Genomic DNA, 22,407 nt, shown 5'->3' with positions numbered 1-22,407 from the left:
TGGAACGGGCTTAGGAAACGGACAAAAACATGTTCTTCCAGCGTTATTTCAAGTTCATGTCGCACGATATGGCGATCGATCTCGGCACCGCGAATACGGTCGTCTACGTCCGGGGCCGCGGCATCGTGCTCAACGAGCCTTCGGTGGTGGCGATCGAGACGCTGAACGGCGTGAAGCGGGTGCGCGCCGTCGGTGACGACGCCAAGCTGATGATGGGCAAGACGCCGGGCTCGATAGAGGCCATCCGCCCGTTGCGCGATGGCGTGATCGCCGACATCGACGTGGCCGAGCAGATGATCAAGCACTTCATCCAGAAGGTGCACGGCCCCCGCCGCTTCCCGCGCTGGCCGGAAATCGTGATCTGCGTGCCCTCGGGTTCCACTTCCGTCGAGCGCCGCGCGATCCGCGATGCCGCGTCGAACGCCGGCGCTTCGCAGGTCTGGCTGATCGAGGAGCCGATGGCGGCCGCGATCGGCGCGGGCATGCCGGTAACAGAACCGATCGGATCGATGGTCGTCGATATCGGCGGCGGCACCACCGAAGTCGCCGTACTCTCGCTGCGCGGCCTGGCCTATACGACCTCGGTTCGCGTCGGCGGCGACAAGATGGACGAGGCGATCGGCTCCTATGTCCGTCGCAACCACAACCTGCTGATCGGCGAAGCCACAGCCGAGCGGATCAAGCAGGAAGTCGGCGTCGCCAGGATGCCCGCCGACGGCAAGGGCCTGACGATCCACATCAAGGGACGCGACCTGGTCAACGGCGTTCCCAAGGAGATCACCATCACCCAGGCGCAGATCGCCGAGGCGTTGACCGAACCGGTCTCGGCGATCGTCGAGGGCGTGCGCATCGCGCTCGAGAACACGCAGCCAGAACTCGCTGCGGACATCGTCGACCAGGGCATCGTCCTGACCGGCGGCGGCGCGCTGCTCACGGGCATCGACGAGGTGCTGCGCGAGGCGACGGGGCTGCCCGTCTCGATCGCCGACGACCCGCTCACCTGCGTGGCGCTCGGCACCGGACGCGCGCTGGAAGATCCGATCTTCCGCGGCGTGCTCCAGACAGCCTGAGAGGCGCTGACTGGTAATGGCGGCGCCGCGACATAGGCGTCGAGGTTTTTCCCGCAGGGTCCAATTTGGCCTGTTCGCGGGCTATGTGATCGCGACCGTCGGCCTGATCGTCGCGCTGGCGCTGCTGCTGGTAGCGCGCTTCGATCCCCGCGCCTTCTCCACCGTGCGCGGCATCGCGATCGATGGTGGCTCCCTGTTCACGGGCGTCGGTCGCACCGCAATCCGCAGCCTGCACGATGCGGGGGACGAGATCGACGCTTATGTCGATGCCGGCGGGCAGAACCGGGCGCTGAAGCGCGAGCTGGCAGCCGAGCGCCGGGCGGTTATCGCCGCCAAAGCGATCCTGCTGGAAAATGCGCGGCTGAAGCGGCTTGCGCTGCTCACCGAACATCTGCCCAGCCCGATCCTGTCGGCGCGGCTGATCGGATCGACGCCGAGCGGCCAGCGCCGGTTCGCGACTCTCGCCGCCGGCCGCCGCGAAGGCGTGCGCCCGGGCATGGCCGTACGCGCGCCCGAGGGTCTTGTCGGCCGCATCTTCGAAACGGGCATCTTCGCCTCTCGCGTGCTGCTGCTAACCGATGGCGAGACCGCCGTTCCGGTTCGCATGACGAGGAGCAACATCGCCGCGCTGGCAACGGGCCAGGGCGACGGCACCATGGAGATCCGCAGCCTTATCGCGGGCGGCCGGCCGTTCCGGCGCGGCGACCTTGCGGTGACGTCCGGGACCGGCGGCGTCTATGCGCCGAACGTGCCCGTCGCGGTGGTCGTCGAGGTGCGCAGCGATCGCGCAATTGCCCGCCCCTTGGCCGATCCGGCGCGCGCCGATTTCGCTGTGGTCTACCCGATCTTCCAGGCGCCCGTCGTGGAACCGCCGGCACAGCCGAAGCCATGATGTCCGCCCGCGAACATGACTATGTGGCGAAGCCGCCGCTCCGCACGATCGCCGTGCCGATCGGATCGATCCTGCTCGGCTCGGCCATGGGGCTCTTGCCCGTCATCGCCACGGAGCCGATCCTGCCACCGCTCGGCCTCATGATGCTGCTGGCATGGCGCCTGCTCCGCCAGGAAATGTGGGCGGCCTGGGCAGCCCTGCCGCTGGGCCTGGCAGACGACCTGATCAGTGGCCATTATCTCGGTACTTCGATGATATTGTGGACCGTCGCGCTGCTGGTGCTCGACTGGGTCGATCACCATCTCGTCTGGCGCGACTGGTGGATGGAATGGCTGATCGCAGCGATCGGTATCGTCGCCATCGACATCGGCGCCTGGGCGGCTTCCCAGCCGACCGACAGCAGTACGCCGATCAAGACGCTGATACCCCAGCTGATCGGCGCGATCCTGCTGTTCCCGGCGATCCTGCGCCTGACCGCGACGCTCGATCGATGGCGGCTCAGGCGATGAAGCGCGTTCGCATCATCACCGAACAGAGCCAGACCTTCTCCTTCACCCGTCGGGCGTTCGTGCTGGGAGGCGCCCAGGCGACCGTCGGTGGCCTGCTCGCCGCACGGATGGCCTGGCTCTCGGTCGCGCAGAACGAGCGTTATACCACGCTCTCGGAAAGCAACCGGGTGCAGTTGACCCTGGTGCCGCCCCGGCGTGGCTGGATCATCGACCGAGCCGGCAAGCCGATCGCGATCAACCGCACCACGTTCCGCGTCGACATCATTCCCGATCAGCTCAAGCATCCGAAAGCCGTGCTCGGCCAGCTCCAGCAGCTGCTTGCCCTGAGTGCCGACGATCTCGACCGGATCCGTGCGGACCTCGCCAAGGCGCGTGGCTATCAGCCCGTACCGGTCGCCGAAAATATCGATTATGAGCGTTTCGCCGCGGTGAGCGTGCGTCAGTCCACCCTCCCCGGGGTCGCGCCCGCGAGCGGTTATGGCCGCTATTATCCCGCAGGCTCGGCAGTCGCGCATCTGGTCGGCTATGTCGGCCCTGCCTCGGCCGCGGACTATGACAAGACACATGACCCACTGCTGATCACGCCAGGATTCAAGATCGGCAAGGAAGGTCTTGAAAGGACTATGGAAAAGTGGCTGCGGGGCAAGCCTGGAGCCAAGCGGAGCGAGGTCACGGCGCATGGCAAGGTGGTCCGCGAGCTGACCACCCGGCCCGAAGTGGTGGGCAACGCCCTCCAACTGACCATCGATGCCGGGCTACAGCGCTACGCCGCGAGCCGGCTCGGCTCGGAAAGCGCGTCGGCGGTCGTGATCGACACTCACAGTGGCGGCATCCTGGCGATGGCGTCGATGCCGGCCTATGATCCTAACAGCTTTTCCGACGGGATCAGCCATGCCGAGTGGGGCCAGCTCTCCAGTGACGACCACCTACCGCTGACCAACAAGGTGATGCAGGGGCTCTATCCGCCGGGTTCCACCGTCAAGCCGATGGTCGCGCTTGCCCTGCTCGAGGCCGGCGTTGATCCCAACCAGACGGTGGTCTGCACCGGGCGCTACCGGCTGGGCAGCAGTTATTTCCACTGCTGGCGCCACGGCGGACATGGCAGCGTCGACATGCATCGTGCGATTGCTTCGAGCTGCGACATCTATTTTTACACGATGTCACGGCTGATCGGGATGGACCGGATCGCGGCGATGGCGCGGCAACTCGGCCTGGGCCAGGAATATGACCTGCCGATGCCCTCGCAGCGCTATGGCACGGTTCCAGATACAGAATGGAAGGCGCGCCGCTACAAGGGCGCCCGCTGGACGACCGCCGACACGCTCAACGCGACGATCGGCCAGGGCTATATGCTCGCCAATCCGCTTCAGCTGGCGGTGATGGCGGCGCGGATCGCGAGCGGCGCGGCGCTCGTGCCGCGCATGATCGTCAACAAGCGCTACGGGCAGCAGGGCGGCGCGCTCGACGTGTCGCCCGAGCATCTCGACCTTGTGCGCCAGGCGATGAGCGACGTGATCAACAGCGGCATGGGCACCGGGGGATCGGGGCGTCTCAACTTGCCGGGCGGCGAGCTGATGGGCGGAAAGACCGGCACCGCGCAAGTCCGGCGGATCTCGATGGCGATGCGTCGAGCCGGCCTGACCGGCACGGAAGGCATGCCGTGGAAATATCGCGACCACGGCCTGTTCGTCGGATTCGCGCCGGTTCAGGCCCCGCGTTACGCCGTATCCGTGGTGATCGAGCACGGCCTCCATGGTGCGGCCGGCGCCCCGATCGCACGCGATCTGATCACCTATCTCTACGACCCGAAGCGCGCCCAAGACCGGCTCGCCGCGCTCGAGGAGGGCTGGGGCGGAACCATCGAGGCGCGCATGGCGAAGAAAGCGGAGGCCTGGGCACATCGCGAAGATCCATCGGTGGAGCATGCGGCGCCGGTCGGCGACCCCACCCGTGCGGCCCCTCCCCCACCCACCAGCGCGGAAGATGAGGAGCGCGATCCCGAATGAGCCGGGATTCGATCATCCCGGCGCCGCTTCAGCACATTCCCTGGCGGGTGCTCTCGCTGATCATCGCGATCGGCTGTTTCGGCCTGGTCGTGCTCTATTCGGCGGCAGGCGGCAGCCTGACGCCCTGGGCGATGTCGCAGGGCATCCGCTTCTGCATGTTCATTGGGCTTGCGGTCGTCATTTCCTGGGCCGGCGAGGCCCGGCTCAAGCGCGCGGCGCTGCCGACCTATATGCTGTTGGTGACCCTGCTGCTGCTTGTCGAACTCTTCGGCTTCGTCGGCGGCGGCAGCCGACGGTGGCTCGACCTCGGCTTCATCCGGCTGCAGCCTTCCGAATTGATGAAGCCGGTGATCGTGCTGGCGGTGGCGCGCTTCTACGATCTGTTGCCGGCCAGTGAGATCCGCGGCTGGAGCGCCGTCTGGCCGCCCGCGCTGCTGATCGGCGTTCCCGCCAGCCTCGTGCTCATCCAGCCCGACCTGGGGACCGCGCTGATGATCTGTGCGGGCGGGATCACGGTGGCCTTTCTGGCCGGGCTGCCGATCCGCCTGTTTGCGGGCGCCGCGCTCACCTTGGCCGCAGCCTTTCCCATCGCGCTGTCGATGATGCACGGCTACCAGCGTGATCGGATCGAGATCTTCCTGAACCCCGAAAGCGATCCGCTCGGCGCCGGCTACCATATCATCCAGTCGAAGATCGCGATCGGATCCGGGGGCATCTTCGGCAAGGGCTTCCTGGGCGGCACCCAGAGCCACCTCGATTACCTCCCCGAGCGGCACACCGACTTCGTCTTCGCGACGATGGCCGAGGAATGGGGCCTTGTCGGCGGCGTGTTCCTGATCCTGGCCTTCATGCTGGTCATCCGCTGGGGGATGCGTGTCGCCGGTCGCGCCCGCTCCCGCTTCGCCCGGCTGACCGCGGCCGGGCTTGCCACGACGATCTTCTTCTATGTGGCGATCAACCTCATGATGGTGATGGGGCTCGCGCCGGTCGTGGGCATCCCGCTGCCGCTGGTGTCGTTCGGCGGATCGGCGATGATGACGGTGCTGATCTGCCTCGGGATGCTGATGGCGATCGACCGCTCCTCCCGCCCCGCATGACGGTGCGGCAGGAAATCGCGCTGCTGCAAAATTATCGCGCCTAGGCGGTTTACATCCCGCCCGACCCGATGCTAAGGGCGCGCCTCCACGACGGGAAGCCAACACCCGACAGTCGGATAGTGGACGCATAGCTCAGTTGGTAGAGCAGCTGACTCTTAATCAGCGGGTCCTTGGTTCGAGCCCAAGTGCGTCCACCATTTCCTTTCATGAATAGTTTAATCTGCCCCCCAGGTGAGACAGCGCGATCGTCTTGGTCGGGCGCCGCTTCCCCTTGTTCAACCCAACCTTCCCCCTTTTGCGCAGATGATGTCGTGCGGGCGCCGATCCTCGCCGAGCATCGCTACGAGATCGGCGCGCGCGGGCATCTCCTCGAGGATGTGCCGCGTCAACCGTTCGTAATGCTGGACGAAGCGGGACAGTTCTGCGTCCGACATCACCCCCTGTGCGCCGGGAGGCGCGCTGGCCCGAAGGTCCCGCTCCTGTTCGATGCGCCACTGCCGGACGATCGCGAAGTTCGGCGCGGCGAGCAGCAGCAGCAGGTCGATACGGGCGAACAATCGTTGATAGTCGCCCGCCAGTGCCTGATTGACGAAGCTGCGCCAGATCCCGTCCGGATCCTCGTTGCGCTCGAGTGCATTGACGGGGTCCGCCAGGGCCGCTTGCGGCTGGGCGCGCGCCCCGACGCACCAGCCTTCGAAGATCAGGACGTCGGTGTTGGAGGCGGCGCTGCCCCAGCGCGCCGTCGCGGCACGATCGTCCCTGGCCTTGTCGAAGCGGGGCAGCGCGACGGCGCGGCCACGATCGAGACTCTCGAGCACGCTGAGACCGAGGTCGACATCGTGCGTGCCCGGCACGCCCCTGGTGCGGAGCAGCGGATGTACGTCCCGGGCGAGACGCTCGCGCTCAGCTCGCGTCCTGTACAGATCATCGATCGAGAGTATCGCGGCGGAGACGCCGTCATTTTCACAACAGCTCGCCAAACGGCCGGCCAGGGTCGACTTGCCGCTGCCCTGCGCCCCACACAGGCCGACGATCAGCGGCCGCCGCCTATGATCCTGTGCCCGCGCCTGGCGGATCGCCGCCATGGCGGCATCCAGGATATTGCGAGGCTCAGGCGACACGATTGGGTGGCTCCCGGCCAGCGAAGAAAGCTTCGAGATTGGCGGCCGCCTGCATGCCCATCGCCGTCCGCGTCTCGACGGTCGCGCTACCGAGGTGGGGAAGCAGCACCACATTCTCGAGCGTTGCCAGGTCCGGGTGAACCGCGGGCTCGCGCTCGAACACGTCGAGCCCGGCAGCGGCCAGCCGGTTCGATCCAAGCGCAGCGGCGAGCGCCGCTTCATCGACGATCGAGCCGCGTGCGCTGTTGATCAGGATGGCGCTGGGCTTCATGCGCGCGAGCAAGCGTTCGTCGACCAGGTGGAAGGTCTCGCTGCTAGCGGGCACGTGGAGCGACAGGATATCCGCTTCTGCCGCGAGCGCGTCCAGCGAAGGCGCGCGGCTCGCCGCGAGCGCCACCTCGATATCGACGGGCGCAGGCCGGCGGCTATGATAGCGGATGCGCATGCCGAACGCGATTGCGCGGGCGGCGGTCGCCTGGGCGATCCTGCCGAAGCCGACGAGGCCGAGCGTCTTGCCGGAGATGTCCTGCCCCATCATGTGGGTCGGCCGCCACCCGGTCCAGCGCCCGGCGCGCAACTCCCGCTCCCCCTCGCCCGCGCGACGGGCGGCCATCAGGATCAGTATCAACGCCAGATCGGCGGTGGCCTCGCTCAGGGCATCGGGCGTATTGGTGACGACAATCCCTGCCCGCCGTGCCGCCGCCAGATCGATATGCTCGAAACCGGCGCCGAAATTGGCGAGCAGGCGAACCGTCGCGCCCGGCGCGGCGATCATCTCGGCATCGAAGCGATCGGTGATCGTCGGGCAGATCGCGTCGTACCGCGTCATCGCATCGAGCAGATCATTCCGCGACAGGGGAACGTCCTCCTCGTTCAGCCGCACGTCGAAACGCGCCTGTAGATGCTGCTCCACAGCGGAAGGCAGCCGCCGCGTCACGCGCAGTCGCGGGCGCTTTTCCACGGGTTCGCAAGGATCAATGGCCATCGCGCACAGTGTCCGTCACAGCGCCCGCAATCTCCTCCGGATCCATTTCACCTCGCGGCAGATATCAGCCAGGCGCCACTATCCCACGACATGACAATTTCGGGCAGCCGGGCAAGTCCAGCGCGAAGTTATTGCGCGAAAGCAAAAGCCTGCATAGCAGCAAGGGTATGACAAGGCTTGTGCATCTCCCTGGACCCATGACGGATATGCTCTCCGGTCCGCTCGACCTGATGATGGCGGAGGCCGCGCGCCTGCGCGACGAGGGGCATGGCCGCATCCAGAGCTGGTCGCCCAAGATATTCATTCCGCTGACCCAGCTGTGCCGCAACCTGTGTCATTACTGTACCTTTTCCCAGCCGCCGAAAGCGGGCGAATCCGCGTACCTTACGCGCGAGCAGGTGTTGACGATCGCGCAGGCCGGCAAGGCCGCGGGCTGCACCGAGGCGTTGTTCACGCTGGGCGACAAGCCCGAGCTGCGCTTCAAGGCCGCGCGGGATGAACTCGCGAAGCTGGGCCATGAGACGACCCTGTCCTATCTCATCGATGTCTGCCGGGCGGTTCGCGACGAGACGGGCCTGCTGCCCCATGTCAATGCGGGGGTGATGAGCCGAGAGGAGATGGCGGCACTCCGTACCGTTTCGGCCTCACAGGGATTGATGCTGGAATCGGTTTCGGAACGGCTCTGCGAGAAGGGCGGGCCGCATTACCGCTCGCCCGACAAATCCCCTGCCGTGCGGCTGGAGATGATCCGGCTGGCAGGCGAACTGGCCGTTCCTTTCACGACCGGGATACTGATCGGCATCGGTGAGACGCGCGAGGAACGAATCGAGGCCCTGATCGCCATCCGCGACCTGCACGCGCGCTACGGCCACATCCAGGAGGTGATCGTCCAGAACTTCCGGGCCAAGGCCCGCACGGTGATGGCGGAAGCGCCCGAACCGGGCATGGACGAATTGCTGTGGACGATCGCGGCCGCGCGCCTCGTGCTCGGCCCGGCCATGAACATCCAGGCCCCACCCAATCTATCGGCCGACGATTTCCCGACATTGCTGGCGGCGGGGATCAACGACTGGGGCGGGGTGTCACCGGTGACTCCGGACCATGTCAATCCCGAGGCGCCCTGGCCGGAGGTTGATCATCTGCGAAACGCGACCGCTAGGGCAGGCCGTATTCTCGTCGCCCGCCTGCCGGCCTATCCGGCGTGGGGCTCGCGCGGCCTCGCCCGCTGGCAGGACTCGTCCATGGCTCGGCACATCCTCGCATCCGCCGACACAGCGGGCTTCGCGCGCGCCGATCCCTGGTCGCCCGGGCTTTCGCTGCCCGAACGCCCGCCCGAAATCGCCAACCTCTCCAGCGTCGATCCGACCGTCGCAGCTATCGTTGCGCGCGCCATGGCGGGCGAGGCTATCGGCGAAGACGATATCGTGACCCTGTTCAAGGCGCGGGATGCCGATTACGAGCATGTCTGCCGATCGGCGGACAGGCTGCGCTCGCAGGTGAATGGTGACACCATCACCTATGTCGTCAACCGCAACATCAACTATACCAACATCTGCACCTACAAATGCGGATTTTGCGCCTTCTCGAAAGGCAGCACGGCGGATGCCCTGCGCGGTAAGCCCTATGACCTCGACATGGAGGAGGTCGTGCGCCGGGCTGGCGAGGCCTGGGAGCGGGGCGCGACCGAAGTCTGCATGCAGGGCGGCATCCATCCGCACTATACCGGCGAGACCTATATCGAGCTGGCACGGGCCGTGCGCGCGGCGGTGCCGGATATGCACATCCACGCCTTTTCGCCGCTCGAAGTGACACAGGGAGCGGCGACGCTCGGAATCTCTATCGAGACCTTCCTGCGCCGCCTCAAGGAGGCTGGACTCAACACGCTGCCCGGCACCGCGGCCGAGATCCTCGACGACGAGGTGCGGGCACAGATCTGCCCCGACAAGCTCGATGCCCAGGCCTGGTTAGACGCGATGGCAAGCGCGCATCGGGTGGGCTTCCGCACGACGGCGACGATCATGTTCGGCCATGTCGAGGAGGAACGCCACTGGGCGCGCCACCTGCTCCTTATCCGAGCGATGCAGGCCCGCACCGGGGGCTTCACCGAGTTTGTTCCCCTCCCCTTCGTTCATATGGAAGCCCCGATGGGCGTGCGAGGGCAGACCCGCGCAGGGCCGACCTTCCGGGAGGTCGTGCTGATGCACGCCATCTCACGCCTCGCGTTGCACCCGCTGATCACCAACATCCAGACCAGCTGGGTGAAGCTGGGCCCGGCGGGCGTATCAGCCTGCCTGAACGCCGGCGCCAATGACCTGGGTGGCACATTGATGAACGAGAGCATATCGCGGGCGGCAGGGACGCAGCATGGGCAGGAGATGCCGCCCATCGCGATGGAAGAACTGATCCGCTCGATCGGCCGCACAGCTCGCCAACGCAACACCATCTATGGCGCGGTGAGCGAAGACGTGCATCGGCGCGGCCTGACGGCCGGCGTTTTGACGCCGATCGCGCTCACGCCGCCTCGCAAGCTGCGCGGGCGTGCCAAGGCCGAACCAGCTCTCTAATCTTCGCCGCTGGTTGGAGCAACAGCCCGATCAGGCTGGAACCTTTGCCAGCGCGTCTCTCGCCGCAGCGACCGCGTCTGTCGCCTTGGTGCCGTCGGGCCCGCCGCCTTGCGCCATGTCCGGTCGTCCACCGCCGCCCTGCCCGCCCAGCGCCTCGACCGCAGCCTTGACGAGATCGACGGCGCTGATCCGGCCGACGAGGTCGGCAGTGACGCCGGCTGCCACGCTCGCGCGGCCATCGTTGACGGCGACGATCATCGACACGCCCGAACCGAGCGCCGACTTCGCCTCGTCGACCAGGCCGCGCAGTCCCTTGGGATCGAGCCCCTCGACGATCTGCGCCAGGAACTTCACACCCGCGACGTCTTCCGGACCGGCCGCATCGGCCCTGGCCGCGCCGCCGCCCAGCGCCAGCGCCTTCTTCGCGTCGGCCAGCTCGCGCTCCAGCTTGCGGCGCTCCTCGACCAGCGCGGCGATCCGCGCCGGCACCTCGTCGGGCGAGGTCTTCAGCGCTGCGGCGGCTTCGCGCAGCCGCTCGTCGCGATGGGTCAGCCAAAGCCGCGCGGCTTCGCCCGTCAGGGCTTCGATGCGGCGAACGCCGCTCGATACCGCGCTCTCCGAGATGATCTTGAACAGCGCGATATCGCCCAGCGCCGAGACATGGGTGCCACCGCACAGCTCGACGGAATAGGTGCCGTCATTGGCGCGGCCCATCGAGAGAACGCGGACCTCGTCGCCATATTTCTCGCCGAACAGCGCCATCGCCCCGGCTTCGATGGCCGCATCGGGCGTCATCAGTCGCGTCGACACCTCATCATTCTCGCGGATATGCCGGTTCACCTCCGCCTCGACCGCGGCGATGTCCTCGGCAGTCAGCGCCTTGGGATGCGAGAAATCGAAGCGGAACCGGTCGGCCGCGACGAGGCTGCCCTTCTGGGTGACATGGCCGCCGAGACGGTGGCGCAATGCCGCGTGCAGCAGGTGCGTCGCGCTGTGGTTGGCGCGGATCTGGGAGCGACGTACCCCGTCGACGCTTAGATGGAGCGTGTCGCCGAGCTTCACCGAACCACTGAGGATGCGAGCCTTGTGGGCGTGGAGGCGGCCGAGCGGCTTGGTTGTGTCGCTGACCTCGATATCCAGCCCGTTGTCGCCGGTGATGCGGCCGGCATCGCCCATCTGGCCGCCGCTCTCGCCATAGAAAGGCGTCTGGTTGGTGATCAGCGTCACCTCGTCGCCGGCCGCGGCGGCATCGACGCGCTTGCCGTCGCGGACGATCGCGAGCAGCTGGCCCTCGCCTTCCTCGCTCACATAGCCGGTAAACTCGGTGCCGCCATGTTCCTCGGCTATGTCGAACCAGATCTCTTCGGAGGCCTTGTCGCCCGATCCCTTCCAGGCGGCACGGGCCGCGGCCTTCTGTTCGGCCATGGCAGCGTCGAAACCGGCGCGGTCTACGCCGAGATCCTGGGCGCGCAACGCATCCTCGGTCAGGTCGTAGGGGAAGCCGAAGGTATCGTAGAGCTTGAACGCGACGGCTCCGGGCAGGACGTCGCCCGATTTCATCGAGCCGGTCGCCTCGTCGAGCAGACGCAGGCCATTGGCCAGCGTCTGGCGGAAGCGCGTCTCCTCGAGCTTCAGCGTTTCCTCGATCAGCGGCTGCGCGCGAACCAGTTCCGGATAGGCGGCACCCATCTCGGCGACCAGGCTGGGTACCAGGCGGTGCATCAGCGGGTCGGCGGCGCCCAGAAGATGGGCATGGCGCATCGCCCGGCGCATGATCCGGCGCAGCACATAGCCGCGGCCCTCATTGGCGGGCAGCACGCCGTCGGCCACGAGAAAGCCGGAAGCCCTCAGATGGTCGGCGATCACCCGATGCGACGCCTTGTTCGCCCCGTCCGTCGCGGTCCTGGTGAACTCGCCCGAGGCAGCGATCAGCGCCTTGAAGGTGTCGGTGTCGTAATTGTCGTGAACGCCCTGCAGCACCGCGGCGATGCGCTCGAGCCCCATTCCGGTGTCGATCGAGGGCCTGGGCAGGTTGATCCGGCTGTCCTTGTCGACCTGTTCATATTGCATGAACACGAGGTTCCAGATCTCGACGAAGCGATCCCCATCCTCATCCGGACTACCCGGGGGGCCGCCGGGAATATGCTCGCCATGATCGTAGAAAATCTCGGAACAGGGTCCGCACGGGCCGGTATCGCCCATCGACCAGAAATTGTCGGAGGTGGCGATGCGGATGATCCGGCTCTCGGGCATGCCAATCTTCTTCCAGAGATCGAACGCCTCGTCGTCGCTATGATAGACGGTGACGGTCAGCCGGTCGGGCGATATTCCCCAGGTGCCGGTGATCAGGCTCCAGGCGAGGCTGATCGCGCGCTCCTTGAAATAGTCGCCGAAGGAGAAATTGCCGAGCATTTCGAAGAAGGTATGATGCCGGGCGGTATAGCCTACATTGTCGAGATCATTGTGCTTGCCGCCGGCACGCACGCATTTCTGGGACGACGTCGCGGTCGAATAGGGCCGGGTTTCGAGCCCGGTGAAGACATTCTTGAACGGCACCATGCCCGCATTGACGAACATCAGCGTCGGATCATTGTGCGGCACCAATGGCGCCGACGGCACCGGCGCATGGCCTTCGCGCGCGAAATGATCCAGGAAGGAGCGGCGGATGTCGTTGGTCGATGTCATGGGTGGGACTTAGGCGACGCGCGACCGGTTCTCAAGCGGTTCGGCGGAGTAGTCGAAGGTTGATCACTCTGCTGCGGAAAAATGCGCGATCTGGTCTGCATAAGCCTTGACGCAGGCCGATCGGGCAGCGGCGCGCGCGACATTGGTCGCGGCAGCCATATTCCCTCACGTCAAACAGGCCACGGCATCAGGCATAGGCATAGGCCCCGCCCTTCTCCAATGCAGCGCGATAGGCCGGCCGCGCGTGGATACGGTCGAGCCATTCGGTGATCGTCGGCCGCTTGCCGTCGAGCTTCAGCCGCTCGCGGGCCGCTTCGAGCGGAAAGCTCATCATGACGTCCGCGGCGCTGATCTCATTGCCCGCAAACCAGGGGCGCTGGCTGAGCTCGGCCTCGACATAGTCGATCTGCACCATCGCCATGTTGGTGACGGTCCGCTTCGCGACCCATCCGAACGGTCCCATCTTGTCGATCACCAGGCGGAGCAGCAGCGGCGGCATCAGCGAACCCTCGGCATAATCGAGGAAATAGCGCCAGCGCAGCGCGCCGTTCCCATCCTGAGGCGGACCGAAATCCCCGCCGGCCAGCGCGACGAGATATTCGACAATGGTGGCCGTTTCGGCGACGATGCGGCCGTCATGTTCGATAACGGGAGATTTTCCGAGCGGATGAACCTTGCGCAACTCGGGGGGCGCCAGCATCGTCTTCGGATCGCGCGCGTAGCGGCGGACCGCATAAGGCAGGCTCAGTTCCTCGAGCAGCCAGAGCACCCGCTGCGAGCGTGAGTTTTCGAGATGGTGGACGATGATCGGGATCGTCTTGGTCATGGGGCGGCTCCGCTGCGAGGGGCGGGCCGCTGTCAGTCGGCCGGCTCGTTCACATAGACGGCAAGTTCGATACCCGACGGTTCAAGGAAGTGAAAGCGGCGGCCGCCGGGAAAGGCGAAGATAGGCCGCACGACCACACCGCCCGCAGTCTCCACCGCCAGCTGGGCGGCTTCGAGATCGTCGACTTCGATCACCGCCAGCGGAGCCTTGCTTGCCTCGACGGCGTCGCCATTGAGGCCGATGTCGCAACCCTGCCCGATCGTCGCAGCGTAATCCGGGCCAAAGGCGGTCAGCGACCAGCCGAATGCCTGTTCGAAAAAGGCCTTGCTGCCGGCAGTGTTCCCGACTGGCAGTTCGATATAGTTCAGACGCGCCGCCATCATCCGATCTTCCCGTCCGTTCGTCCCGAGCGAAGTCGTGGGACGTGGGTCTGCGCACCGTGCCTCGACCTCGCTCGACACGAACGGGGAAAGCCCCGTCGGATCAGATGTCGTCGTCTTCGGCCGGACCCGCCATCAGCGCATCGCCAACCGTTTCGGTATTGCCGCGAATTGCCGATTCGAGCTTTGCGGCCAGTTCGGGATTTTCGCGCAAATAGGCCTTGGCATTCTCGCGGCCCTGGCCGATGCGAACCGAGTCATAGCTGAACCATGCGCCCGATTTTTCGACCAGCCCCGCCTTGACGCCGAGATCGATCAGCTCGCCGACCTTCGACACGCCTTCGCCATACATGATGTCGAACTCGACCTGCTTGAACGGCGGCGCGACCTTGTTCTTGACGACCTTGACCCGCGTCGCGTTGCCGACGACCTCATCGCGATCCTTGATCGCGCCGGTGCGGCGGATATCGAGCCGGACCGAAGCGTAGAATTTGAGCGCATTGCCGCCGGTCGTCGTTTCCGGCGAACCATACATCACGCCGATCTTCATACGAATCTGGTTGATGAAGATGACGAGGCACTTGGAGCGGCTGATCGAGCCGGTGATCTTGCGCAGCGCCTGGCTCATCAGACGGGCCTGCAGACCGACATGGCTGTCGCCCATCTCGCCCTCGATTTCGGCCCTGGGAACCAGCGCCGCGACCGAGTCGATCACCAGCACGTCGATCGCATTGGAGCGGACCAGCGTGTCGGCGATCTCGAGTGCCTGCTCGCCGGTATCGGGCTGCGACACGATCAGCTCGTCGATGTTGACACCCAGCTTCTTCGCATAGACCGGGTCCAGCGCATGCTCGGCGTCGATGAACGCGGCGGTGCCGCCGCCCTTCTGCGCCTCGGCGATCGCATGCAGCGCCAGCGTCGTCTTGCCCGAGCTTTCGGGGCCGAAAATCTCCACGACACGGCCACGCGGCAATCCGCCGATGCCGAGTGCGATGTCCAGCCCCAGCGAGCCGGAGGAGATCGCCTCGACCTGCATCGCCTCACGCGATCCGAGTTTCATCGCCGAGCCCTTGCCGAAGGCGCGATCGATCTGCGCCAAAGCGGCTTCAAGGGCCTTCTGTCTATCCATATTCGCCGCGTCCTTTTCGGATCCGATGAGCTTCAACTGTGCCGCCATGGGTCAACTCCCTCGTAGATCGCGTGATCGAAAGCTTCAAACACGATCTTCGTACATGGAATGTTCCACTGGAACAAGAGATAAACATTCGTGATTTGTTCCCGAAAGCGGCCTAGCTGACAACCTCCGTCCGGGCGTGGTCCGCCAGCGCCTCTCGCGCCGCCTGCCCGATCTGCTGGACCGAGAAGGGTTTCGGCAGGAAGCCGATATTGTCGAGGTCGATCGACTTGCGCAGTTGTTCCTCGGCATAACCAGACATGAAGATGATCGGCAGATTTGGTTGCTTCTCCCTTGCCGCCCGCGCCATGGTCGGGCCGTCCATCGTCGGCATCACCACATCGGAGATCACCAGGTCGATCGGTTCTTCGGAGTTCTCTATGATCTCGAGCCCCTCCTCGCCATTGGTGGCCGTGAGGATCTTGTAGCCCTGGCGCGCCAGGGCGCGCTCCGCCACCGCGCGCACCATGGCCTCGTCCTCTACGAGCAGGATGGTGCCGGTCCCCCATAATTCGGTGCTGACTTCCTTGGCTTTGACCAGCGGCGCCACCGCCGAAGCCGGCGCCTCGTGCACCGGCAGATAGATGACGAAGCTGGTGCCCTTCCCCAGCTCGCTCTCGGCGAAGATGAAACCGCCGGTCTGTTTGACGATCCCGTATACGGTCGACAGCCCCAGGCCCGTGCCCTTGCCGACTTCCTTGGTCGTGAAGAAGGGTTCGAAGATCTTGGTGATGATCTCCGGCGCAATGCCGCCGCCGGTGTCGGTCACCTTCATCGCGGTATATTCGGTGACCGGCATAATCTCCATGCCGAGACGCCGCACGTCGGCCTGCGACATCGCATAGGTCTGGATCGTCAGCGTGCCGCCATCGGACATGGCGTCGCGGGCGTTGACCGCCAGGTTGACGATAACCTGTTCGAGCTGGCCCGGGTCGGCCCGCACCGTGCCGAGATTGCGGCCATGGCTGACCTCCAGCTTGACGGTTTCGCCCAGCAGCCGCTTCAACAGGTTCGAAATCTCGGAGATCACGTCCGGTATCTGGAGAATCTGCGGCCGCAGCGTCTGCTGGCGCGAGAAGGCGAGCAACTGGCGGGTCAGCGCCGCGGCGCGGTTCGAGTTGTGCTTGATCTGCTGGATGTCGTCATAGTCGCTGTCACCCGGAATGTGGCGCATCGTCATCAGGTCGCAATGGCCGATGATCGCAGTCAGGATATTGTTGAAGTCATGGGCGACGCCGCCGGCCAGCTGGCCCACGGCCTGCATCTTCATCGCCTGCGCCACCTGGCGCTTGAGCTTGGATTCCTCGCTATTGTCCTTGAGGCTGAGCAGCACCGCGGCATTGCCGAGTCCCTTGGCCGCCGCGATGGTCAGCGAGACATTCTCCTCGGGCCGTTCCTTGAGGCGCACCGAGAGATCGCTGGCAGACCCGCGGCCGGCCGAGAAGCGGCGCACCGCGTCGGAAACCGCCGCCTTGTCCTCCTCGACGACCAGGTCGCCCGGATAGACGATCGTCGACTCCGGCCCCAGCCCTGCCGCGCGCCGGAACGGCGCGTTCATGAACAGCACGCGGCCGTCCCGCTCTGCTACCGCGAGACCGAGCGGCAGCATGCCGAGCAATGCGTGGAGATCGCCGGTGGCGACCCTGCGCGCCTCGGCGCCCATGTTGCCGCCGCCCAGCTCGTCGAGCAGCAGGAACAGCGTGGCGTTGACGGCACCGTGATCGTCGAGCGGGATCTGGATCAAGCGGACCGGATCGCCACCCGGCGGGTCGGCTGCGAGCCGGATCACATCGCCATCGCTGCGCAACAGTTCGGCAAAGGCCCAGCCCGAGCTCGGCGCATCGGCGGAACCAAGCGCCCTCTGGAGGAAGACCCGATTGGCGGTGATGCCGATGCCGTTGCCATCGACTAGCGCCCCCATCAGACCCGCGCTGCCGATCCGCCGACCGATATCGCTTCCCAATATGCGCAGGATATCCGCCATGTTGTCCGACTGGCTCGAACGGTGGAAGCGCCAGACGAGATGGCTGTCCTCGTTGCCGGCGCGCCTTACGATGATATCCACCAGCCCCCGGTCGGTGGCGAGCTTGGCGAGATCGGCCCGCCCATCGCGCATCGCCGCTATCGCGGCGGCGGCAAGCTGCATGCGCACCTCGTGCGGCAGCGGCAGCGCAGGCGGAGTCGGCAGGCCGCCGAACCAGGTTTCGAACTGGCGGTTCGCGCAGACCAGCTCGCCATTCGGCCCGGTGATGGCAACGCCGGCATCGGCATCCTCGATGCTGCCCAGCACCAGCCCAAGATCGGTCTGCCGCATCGGCCGCACATGGATCTGGGAACGGATCATCGCGACCAGCAGGATCATGCCGACGCCCAGGATGAACGCGAGCATGAACAGGCCCGCGACAAGAAGGTTGTCGGTTGCGCCCCAGATCATGCCCGCCATGCCGACCGATGATACGAGCGTCAGCATGGCCAGCATCGCATTGAGCACGAGCCGCCCCAGGCGGGGGGACATGGTTCTGGCGGGATAGCTGCTCGACATGAATGCCTTGTTCTCCCGACGTTCCGGCTTCGTCAAGCGGCGCCTTGATGCCTTTCCCGTCGGACGCAGAACATCCGGCCGGCTTATCACCAGATTCGGACGCGTTCGGCCGGTGCCAAATACATCTTCTCCGCCGCCTTGAAGGGATCAAGATTCCGCACCAACCAGCTGCGCTGGACCGATGGCGAGTGCGGGTCGGTCAGCAGCCGCTGGCGGCTATCCATGCCGGCGGTGTCGAAGCCGAAGCTGAGGGCGGTCAAAAATATCTTCATGGGACATCGGTGTGTCATTCAGCTATGACAGCTGACTTATCATCACCATTGTCAGTATCAAGTCTCGATGGTCTCGCGTTCGGCGCGGTGGCGCTCGCGAAGCGCCCATTTGCGCGAAATCCACGCCCGCCACACACAACTCGACAACAGATAGCCGATCGCACCCGAAACGGTGGCGATTACGAACAACCCGGCGATCAGCGCAGGTGCCGCCGCCGAGGCTGCCCAGCCCGCCCATTCGGCCAGCGATGCACCATGATCGATCATCGCCGAAACCGTGCCGAGATCCGCGGTCGAGTGCACGAACCGGTTGCCGACGACGAGCGAGAGATAGAGCAGGAAGGGCGTGGTCGCGGGATTGCTGAGGAAGGTCATCGCGATCGCGATCGGCACATTGGCGCGGCATGGCAGCGCCAGCAGAGCAGCGCCGATGATCTGCAGCCCCGGGATCATCAGGAATATGCCGACCAGCAGGCCCAGCGCTACGCCGCGCGGCACCGATCGCCGCGTGAAGCGCCACAGGCTCGGCTCGAGGACGCGATGGGCGAACGGCCGCATCCAACGCACCTCCTCCAGCGATTCGCGGGTCGGAGCGTTTTTACGCCACCATCTGCCAATGCTGTCGAACATCAGCCGCGGTCCCTGAGCAGCCGCTGCTGTTCGCGCTTCCAGTCGCGGGTCTTTTCGGTTTCGCGCTTGTCGTGCAGCTTCTTGCCCTTGGCGAGCGCCAGTTCCACCTTGGCCCGCCCCTTGCCGTTGAAATAGATCGACAGCGGGATCAGCGTCATGCCCTCGCGCGACACCGCGGTGCGCATCTTCTCGATCTGCCGGTGGTGCAGCAGCAGCTTGCGGGGCCGCTTGGGCTCATGATTGAAGCGGTTGCCGTGGCTGAACTCGGGCACATTGGCGTTGACCAGCCATATCTGATCGCCCTTCACTTCGGCGTAGCTCTCGGCGATCGAGCCCTCGCCGAAGCGAAGCGACTTCACTTCGGTACCGGTCAGCGCGATGCCCGCCTCGAAGAACTCCTCGAGGAAATATTCATAACGGGCGCGCCGATTCTCGGCGACGATCTTTGTCTTCTCGAACTCGGCGGGACGCGGACGGACCATAAATCTCTATATCACCCCTCCCGCTGGGAGGAGACGGGGGTGGATGGAACGGCTCGATGCCGTGATCTCTACCGTGTTGGCAAGTCAATATGCTGTGTGACGCGCGCAACCGGCGTCACGCCGCGCCAGCATGCTTCAGAGCGGCGTCCACGGCATCGCGGCTCGCCTGCGAAGGCCAGGTCATGGGCATGCGCAGTTCCGCCGGGAAGTCCGGATAGGCCTGGGTCAGCGCATATTTGACCGGCCCCGGCGAAGCATCGGTGAAAAGGGCGCTATGGAGCGGAAACAACCGGTCCTGCAGCAGGAGCGCGTCGGCCCACCGGCCTTCCCTGCAGGCTCTCTGGAAATCGGCGCACAGCCCCGGCAGGACATTGGCCGTCACCGAGATGCACCCGACGCCGCCCATCGCATTGAATCCGAGCGCCATGTCGTCATTGCCGGACAGCTGGCAGAAGTCGGGTCCGCAATGCTGCCGCTGCGCAGAGACCCGTTCCACCTTGCCGCTTGCATCCTTGATCCCGACGATCGTCGGGATCTCGGCCAGCTTGCCCAGCGTCTCCGGAAGGATGTCGGTCACGGTCCGCGTCGGCACGTTGTAGATGATGATCGGCAGGTCGCAATTTTCCGCCAGATAACGGTAATGGAGCAGCAGGCCGTCCTGGTTTGGCCGGTTATAATATGGCAGCACCACCAGCGCCGCGTCGGCGCCGGCAGCCTTTGCCGATCGCATATGCTCGAGCGCGACCGCGGTGTCGTTCGAGCCGCAGCCGGCGATCACCGGCACCCTGCCCGCGGCCTGCTCGATGCAGACCTTCACGACATGGTTATGCTCTTCGATCGACATCGTCGCGCTCTCGCCGGTCGTGCCGCACGGCACCAGCGCGCTCGAGCCCTCGGAAATCTGCCAGTCGACGAAGCCACGGAACAGTTTCTCGTCGAACGCCCCATCGCGAAACGGCGTCACAAGGGCAGGAATCGACCCAAAGAACATCACGCTCTCCCTTCACCTGGAGCGCTTCCAAGGCCATAATGGCGCGATGAAGCTCGTCCGAGAAACGAATGCGCCCAATAGGTTCGCTGACACCGCCATGTCCAGCAGGAGTCGCCGTCTTTTTACGGCTGTTGCCCTGCTGGCCTCCTCGGCGGCAATCGCGGCGACCATTGCTCCCGAACTGCCGCAGTCTAGCGGCAACCTCTCACCCGCCCCCGGCGCGCCGGCCTGGCGCGAAGACCTCCTCCAGGGCGCCATCGTTGAATGGCGCCGCCTGCAGCAGAGCGATTCGCTGCCCTTTCAGGATTATGCCGCCTTCCTGATCGCGCATCCCGGCTGGCCTGGAGAAACGTCGATGCGCCGCGCAGCCGAGCGGCAGATCAACCCGAACAGCTACGACCCCGCCCTGGTGGTCACCTTCTTCACCCGCTTCGCGCCGCTCACCGCTGCCGGCCAGACCCGCTATGCCGAGGCGCTCGCTGTCACCGGCCGGATGGCGGAGGCGCGGGCCAATGCCGCCGGCGCGTGGACGACACGCGGACTGAGCGCCGACGACGAAAGCCGGCTGATGGCACGCTTTGGCGCCAGCATGACGCGCGCCGACCATGATCGGCGCATGGAGAGGCTGCTGCTCGATCGTGCGACGACCGCAGCGAGCCGCCAGATCTTCAACGCCTCGCCTGCGAAGCAGCCGCTCTACGCGGCGCGCCTTGCCCTGCTGCGGCAGGACCCCGACGTCGAGGCGCGCATCGCCGCGGCGGGCGACGCGGTGAACCATGATCCCGGCTACATGGTCGAGCGAGCGCGTTATCTGCGCGATCGCGGTGACAGCCGCGGCGCCCGCATCTGGCTCGGCCAATCCCGCAACCTGACGAGCGCGCCGTTCGACACCGCCTATTTTCTCGACAACCTGCTGAGCTTCGCGCAGGCCGCCAGCGCCGACGCGCAATATGACGTCGCGCTGGCGATCGCCAAACATGCCGAGCAGGCATTTCCGCCGGGAACCCGGGTCCGTGACCGTCCCTTCGCGGAACGCGACGACTATACCAGTCTGATGTGGCTTGCGGGGACGGTCGCGCTCGACAGGCTCGGCCGCTACGACGACGCCATGGCGATGTTCGATCGCTACGCCCGCGCCGCCCAGACGCCCGGCACCCAGACCAAGGGCTGGTATTGGGCCGGCCGCGCTGCCGAGCGGGGCGGCAAACCCGATTGGGCGCAGAGCTACCTGACCCAGGCCGCGCAGCATATCGATCAATTCTATGGCCAGCTGGCCAATGAGCGGCTTGGACGCGAACTCATCATGCCGGCTGAACCGGCCCGCGGTGCCATATTGGCGACAGACCGCGCCGCCTTCGAGGCCAGCGAGGTGGTGCGCGCCGCGCGGCTGCTCGGCCGTTCCGGCCAGTGGCAGGACCAGACCGCCTTCATCCGGCTGATCGCCGCCAATGCCAAGACCGATACCGATCATATACTGGCCGGCGAACTGGCCCAGTCGATCGACCGCCCCGACCTCGGCGTGATGGTGTCGCGCGCGGCGCGGACCAGCGGCACCGCCGATCCGCTGCGCATAGGCTTCCCCGAAGTGCCCGTGCCGGCGTCGATGAACAGCCATTGGACGCTGATCCATGCGATCAGCCGCCAGGAGAGCCAGTTCGACCGGCAGGCGACGAGCCGCACCGGCGCACGCGGGCTGATGCAGCTGATGCCGGCCACGGCGCGCGAGCAGGCCGGGAAGATCGGGCTGGACTATGATCCGTCCAAGCTCGCGGAGGTCGGCTACAATGTGATGCTCGGTTCGTCCTTCTTCGATCGCATGCTCAACTATTATGGCGGCAGCTACGTGCTAGCCATTGCCAGCTACAATGCCGGTCCCGGCAATGTGAACAAGTTCATCCGCGCCAATGGCGATCCCCGCCTACCGGGGGTCGACGTGGTCAGCTGGATCGAGGCAATTCCATTCGCCGAGACGCGCGGCTATGTGCAGAAAGTGCTCGAAAACGCGGTCGTCTACGATCTGCTCAATCCTTCGAGGGCGCGCGGCGTCATGCGCAATCGGCTTTCCACCTATCTCGGCAAGGTCCGTCCCGGTTGACGCCTACAGGAATCGCTATGGCCCGATCGCGTTTTGTGGCTTTAGGGGCGGGCTTTATTCTGCAATCGTAACAACCCTGCAAAGGC

The 22,407-nt window shown here is 65.7% G+C and carries 18 protein-coding genes and 1 tRNA gene; 8 read left to right on the top strand and 11 right to left on the bottom strand.

From position 1 onward, the window contains the following. Positions 1–29 precede the first annotated feature (29 nt). The 6 genes from AC1DPF_RS00480 to AC1DPF_RS00455 all read left to right on the top strand — a co-directional run bounded on the left by AC1DPF_RS00480 (position 30) and on the right by AC1DPF_RS00455 (position 5,771). Positions 30–1,070, top strand: coding sequence for a rod shape-determining protein (locus tag AC1DPF_RS00480; RefSeq protein ID WP_477866498.1), 1,041 nt, complete (start codon positions 30–32; stop codon positions 1,068–1,070). 16 nt (positions 1,071–1,086) lie between these two features. Beyond that, the gene (gene mreC / locus AC1DPF_RS00475; RefSeq protein ID WP_477866500.1) at positions 1,087–1,962 is read left to right on the top strand and encodes a rod shape-determining protein MreC; all 876 of its coding nucleotides are present in this window, start codon (positions 1,087–1,089) and stop codon (positions 1,960–1,962) included. Continuing rightward, the gene (locus AC1DPF_RS00470; protein ID WP_477866502.1) at positions 1,959–2,471 is read left to right on the top strand and encodes a rod shape-determining protein MreD; all 513 of its coding nucleotides are present in this window, start codon (positions 1,959–1,961) and stop codon (positions 2,469–2,471) included. The genes mreC and AC1DPF_RS00470 overlap by 4 nt, the downstream gene beginning before the upstream one ends. Beyond that, positions 2,468–4,477, top strand: a complete 2,010-nt coding sequence (gene mrdA / locus AC1DPF_RS00465) for a penicillin-binding protein 2 (RefSeq protein WP_477866504.1) — start codon at positions 2,468–2,470, stop codon at positions 4,475–4,477. Before AC1DPF_RS00470 ends, mrdA begins: the two co-directional genes overlap by 4 nt. After that, the gene (rodA, locus tag AC1DPF_RS00460) at positions 4,474–5,574 is read left to right on the top strand and encodes a rod shape-determining protein RodA (RefSeq protein WP_477959163.1); all 1,101 of its coding nucleotides are present in this window, start codon (positions 4,474–4,476) and stop codon (positions 5,572–5,574) included. Before mrdA ends, rodA begins: the two co-directional genes overlap by 4 nt. A gap of 121 nt (positions 5,575–5,695) precedes the next feature. Continuing rightward, positions 5,696–5,771: transfer RNA gene (locus AC1DPF_RS00455), tRNA-Lys, on the top strand. Positions 5,772–5,849: 78 nt separating this feature from the next. Here the strand turns inward: AC1DPF_RS00455 and AC1DPF_RS00450 are convergent. After that, positions 5,850–6,659 (bottom strand): kinase, encoded by an 810-nt coding sequence (locus AC1DPF_RS00450; RefSeq protein ID WP_477959477.1) that lies wholly within the window; start codon positions 6,657–6,659, stop codon positions 5,850–5,852. A gap of 25 nt (positions 6,660–6,684) precedes the next feature. Continuing rightward, positions 6,685–7,656 (bottom strand): 2-hydroxyacid dehydrogenase, encoded by a 972-nt coding sequence (locus AC1DPF_RS00445; RefSeq protein ID WP_477959161.1) that lies wholly within the window; start codon positions 7,654–7,656, stop codon positions 6,685–6,687. 221 nt (positions 7,657–7,877) lie between these two features. Here AC1DPF_RS00445 and cofH point away from each other — a divergent pair, with 221 nt between their 5' ends. After that, positions 7,878–10,244 carry a 5-amino-6-(D-ribitylamino)uracil--L-tyrosine 4-hydroxyphenyl transferase CofH gene (cofH, locus tag AC1DPF_RS00440; protein ID WP_477959159.1) on the top strand — a complete coding sequence of 789 codons (2,367 nt, stop codon included), beginning with the start codon at positions 7,878–7,880 and terminating at the stop codon, positions 10,242–10,244. Positions 10,245–10,274: 30 nt separating this feature from the next. On the opposite strand, the gene alaS is transcribed toward cofH, so the two are convergent. From alaS to dapA, 9 genes are all read right to left on the bottom strand, one after another. Continuing rightward, the gene (alaS, locus tag AC1DPF_RS00435) at positions 10,275–12,929 is read right to left on the bottom strand and encodes an alanine--tRNA ligase (protein WP_477866512.1); all 2,655 of its coding nucleotides are present in this window, start codon (positions 12,927–12,929) and stop codon (positions 10,275–10,277) included. Between the two features lie 187 nt (positions 12,930–13,116). After that, a complete protein-coding gene (locus AC1DPF_RS00430) occupies positions 13,117–13,743 on the bottom strand; it encodes a glutathione S-transferase family protein (protein WP_477866973.1) in 627 nt (208 codons plus the stop codon). 44 nt (positions 13,744–13,787) lie between these two features. After that, entirely contained in the window at positions 13,788–14,135 is a 348-nt protein-coding gene (locus AC1DPF_RS00425) for a VOC family protein (protein WP_477959475.1), read from the bottom strand. A gap of 103 nt (positions 14,136–14,238) precedes the next feature. Further along, positions 14,239–15,312, bottom strand: coding sequence for a recombinase RecA (recA, locus tag AC1DPF_RS00420; RefSeq protein WP_477866514.1), 1,074 nt, complete (start codon positions 15,310–15,312; stop codon positions 14,239–14,241). Between the two features lie 112 nt (positions 15,313–15,424). Then, positions 15,425–17,851 (bottom strand): hybrid sensor histidine kinase/response regulator, encoded by a 2,427-nt coding sequence (locus tag AC1DPF_RS00415; protein ID WP_477959156.1) that lies wholly within the window; start codon positions 17,849–17,851, stop codon positions 15,425–15,427. An 86-nt stretch (positions 17,852–17,937) separates the two neighbouring features. After that, positions 17,938–18,123, bottom strand: coding sequence for a hypothetical protein (locus tag AC1DPF_RS00410; protein WP_477959491.1), 186 nt, complete (start codon positions 18,121–18,123; stop codon positions 17,938–17,940). A 57-nt stretch (positions 18,124–18,180) separates the two neighbouring features. After that, entirely contained in the window at positions 18,181–18,753 is a 573-nt protein-coding gene (locus AC1DPF_RS00405) for a DUF2062 domain-containing protein (RefSeq protein ID WP_477959154.1), read from the bottom strand. Next, positions 18,753–19,235 carry an SsrA-binding protein SmpB gene (gene smpB / locus AC1DPF_RS00400; RefSeq protein WP_477866520.1) on the bottom strand — a complete coding sequence of 161 codons (483 nt, stop codon included), beginning with the start codon at positions 19,233–19,235 and terminating at the stop codon, positions 18,753–18,755. Before smpB ends, AC1DPF_RS00405 begins: the two co-directional genes overlap by 1 nt. Positions 19,236–19,350: 115 nt before the next feature. After that, positions 19,351–20,226 (bottom strand): 4-hydroxy-tetrahydrodipicolinate synthase, encoded by an 876-nt coding sequence (dapA, locus tag AC1DPF_RS00395; RefSeq protein ID WP_477959152.1) that lies wholly within the window; start codon positions 20,224–20,226, stop codon positions 19,351–19,353. A gap of 97 nt (positions 20,227–20,323) precedes the next feature. On the opposite strand from dapA, the gene AC1DPF_RS00390 reads away from it, so the two are divergent. After that, positions 20,324–22,321, top strand: coding sequence for a transglycosylase SLT domain-containing protein (locus AC1DPF_RS00390; protein ID WP_477959150.1), 1,998 nt, complete (start codon positions 20,324–20,326; stop codon positions 22,319–22,321). Positions 22,322–22,407 lie beyond the last annotated feature (86 nt).

The organism is Rhizorhabdus sp. P4_G6 (assembly GCF_056401045.1).
The sequence above is the reverse complement of the archived record's forward strand: the minus strand, read 5'-3'. Positions and strand labels throughout refer to the sequence as shown.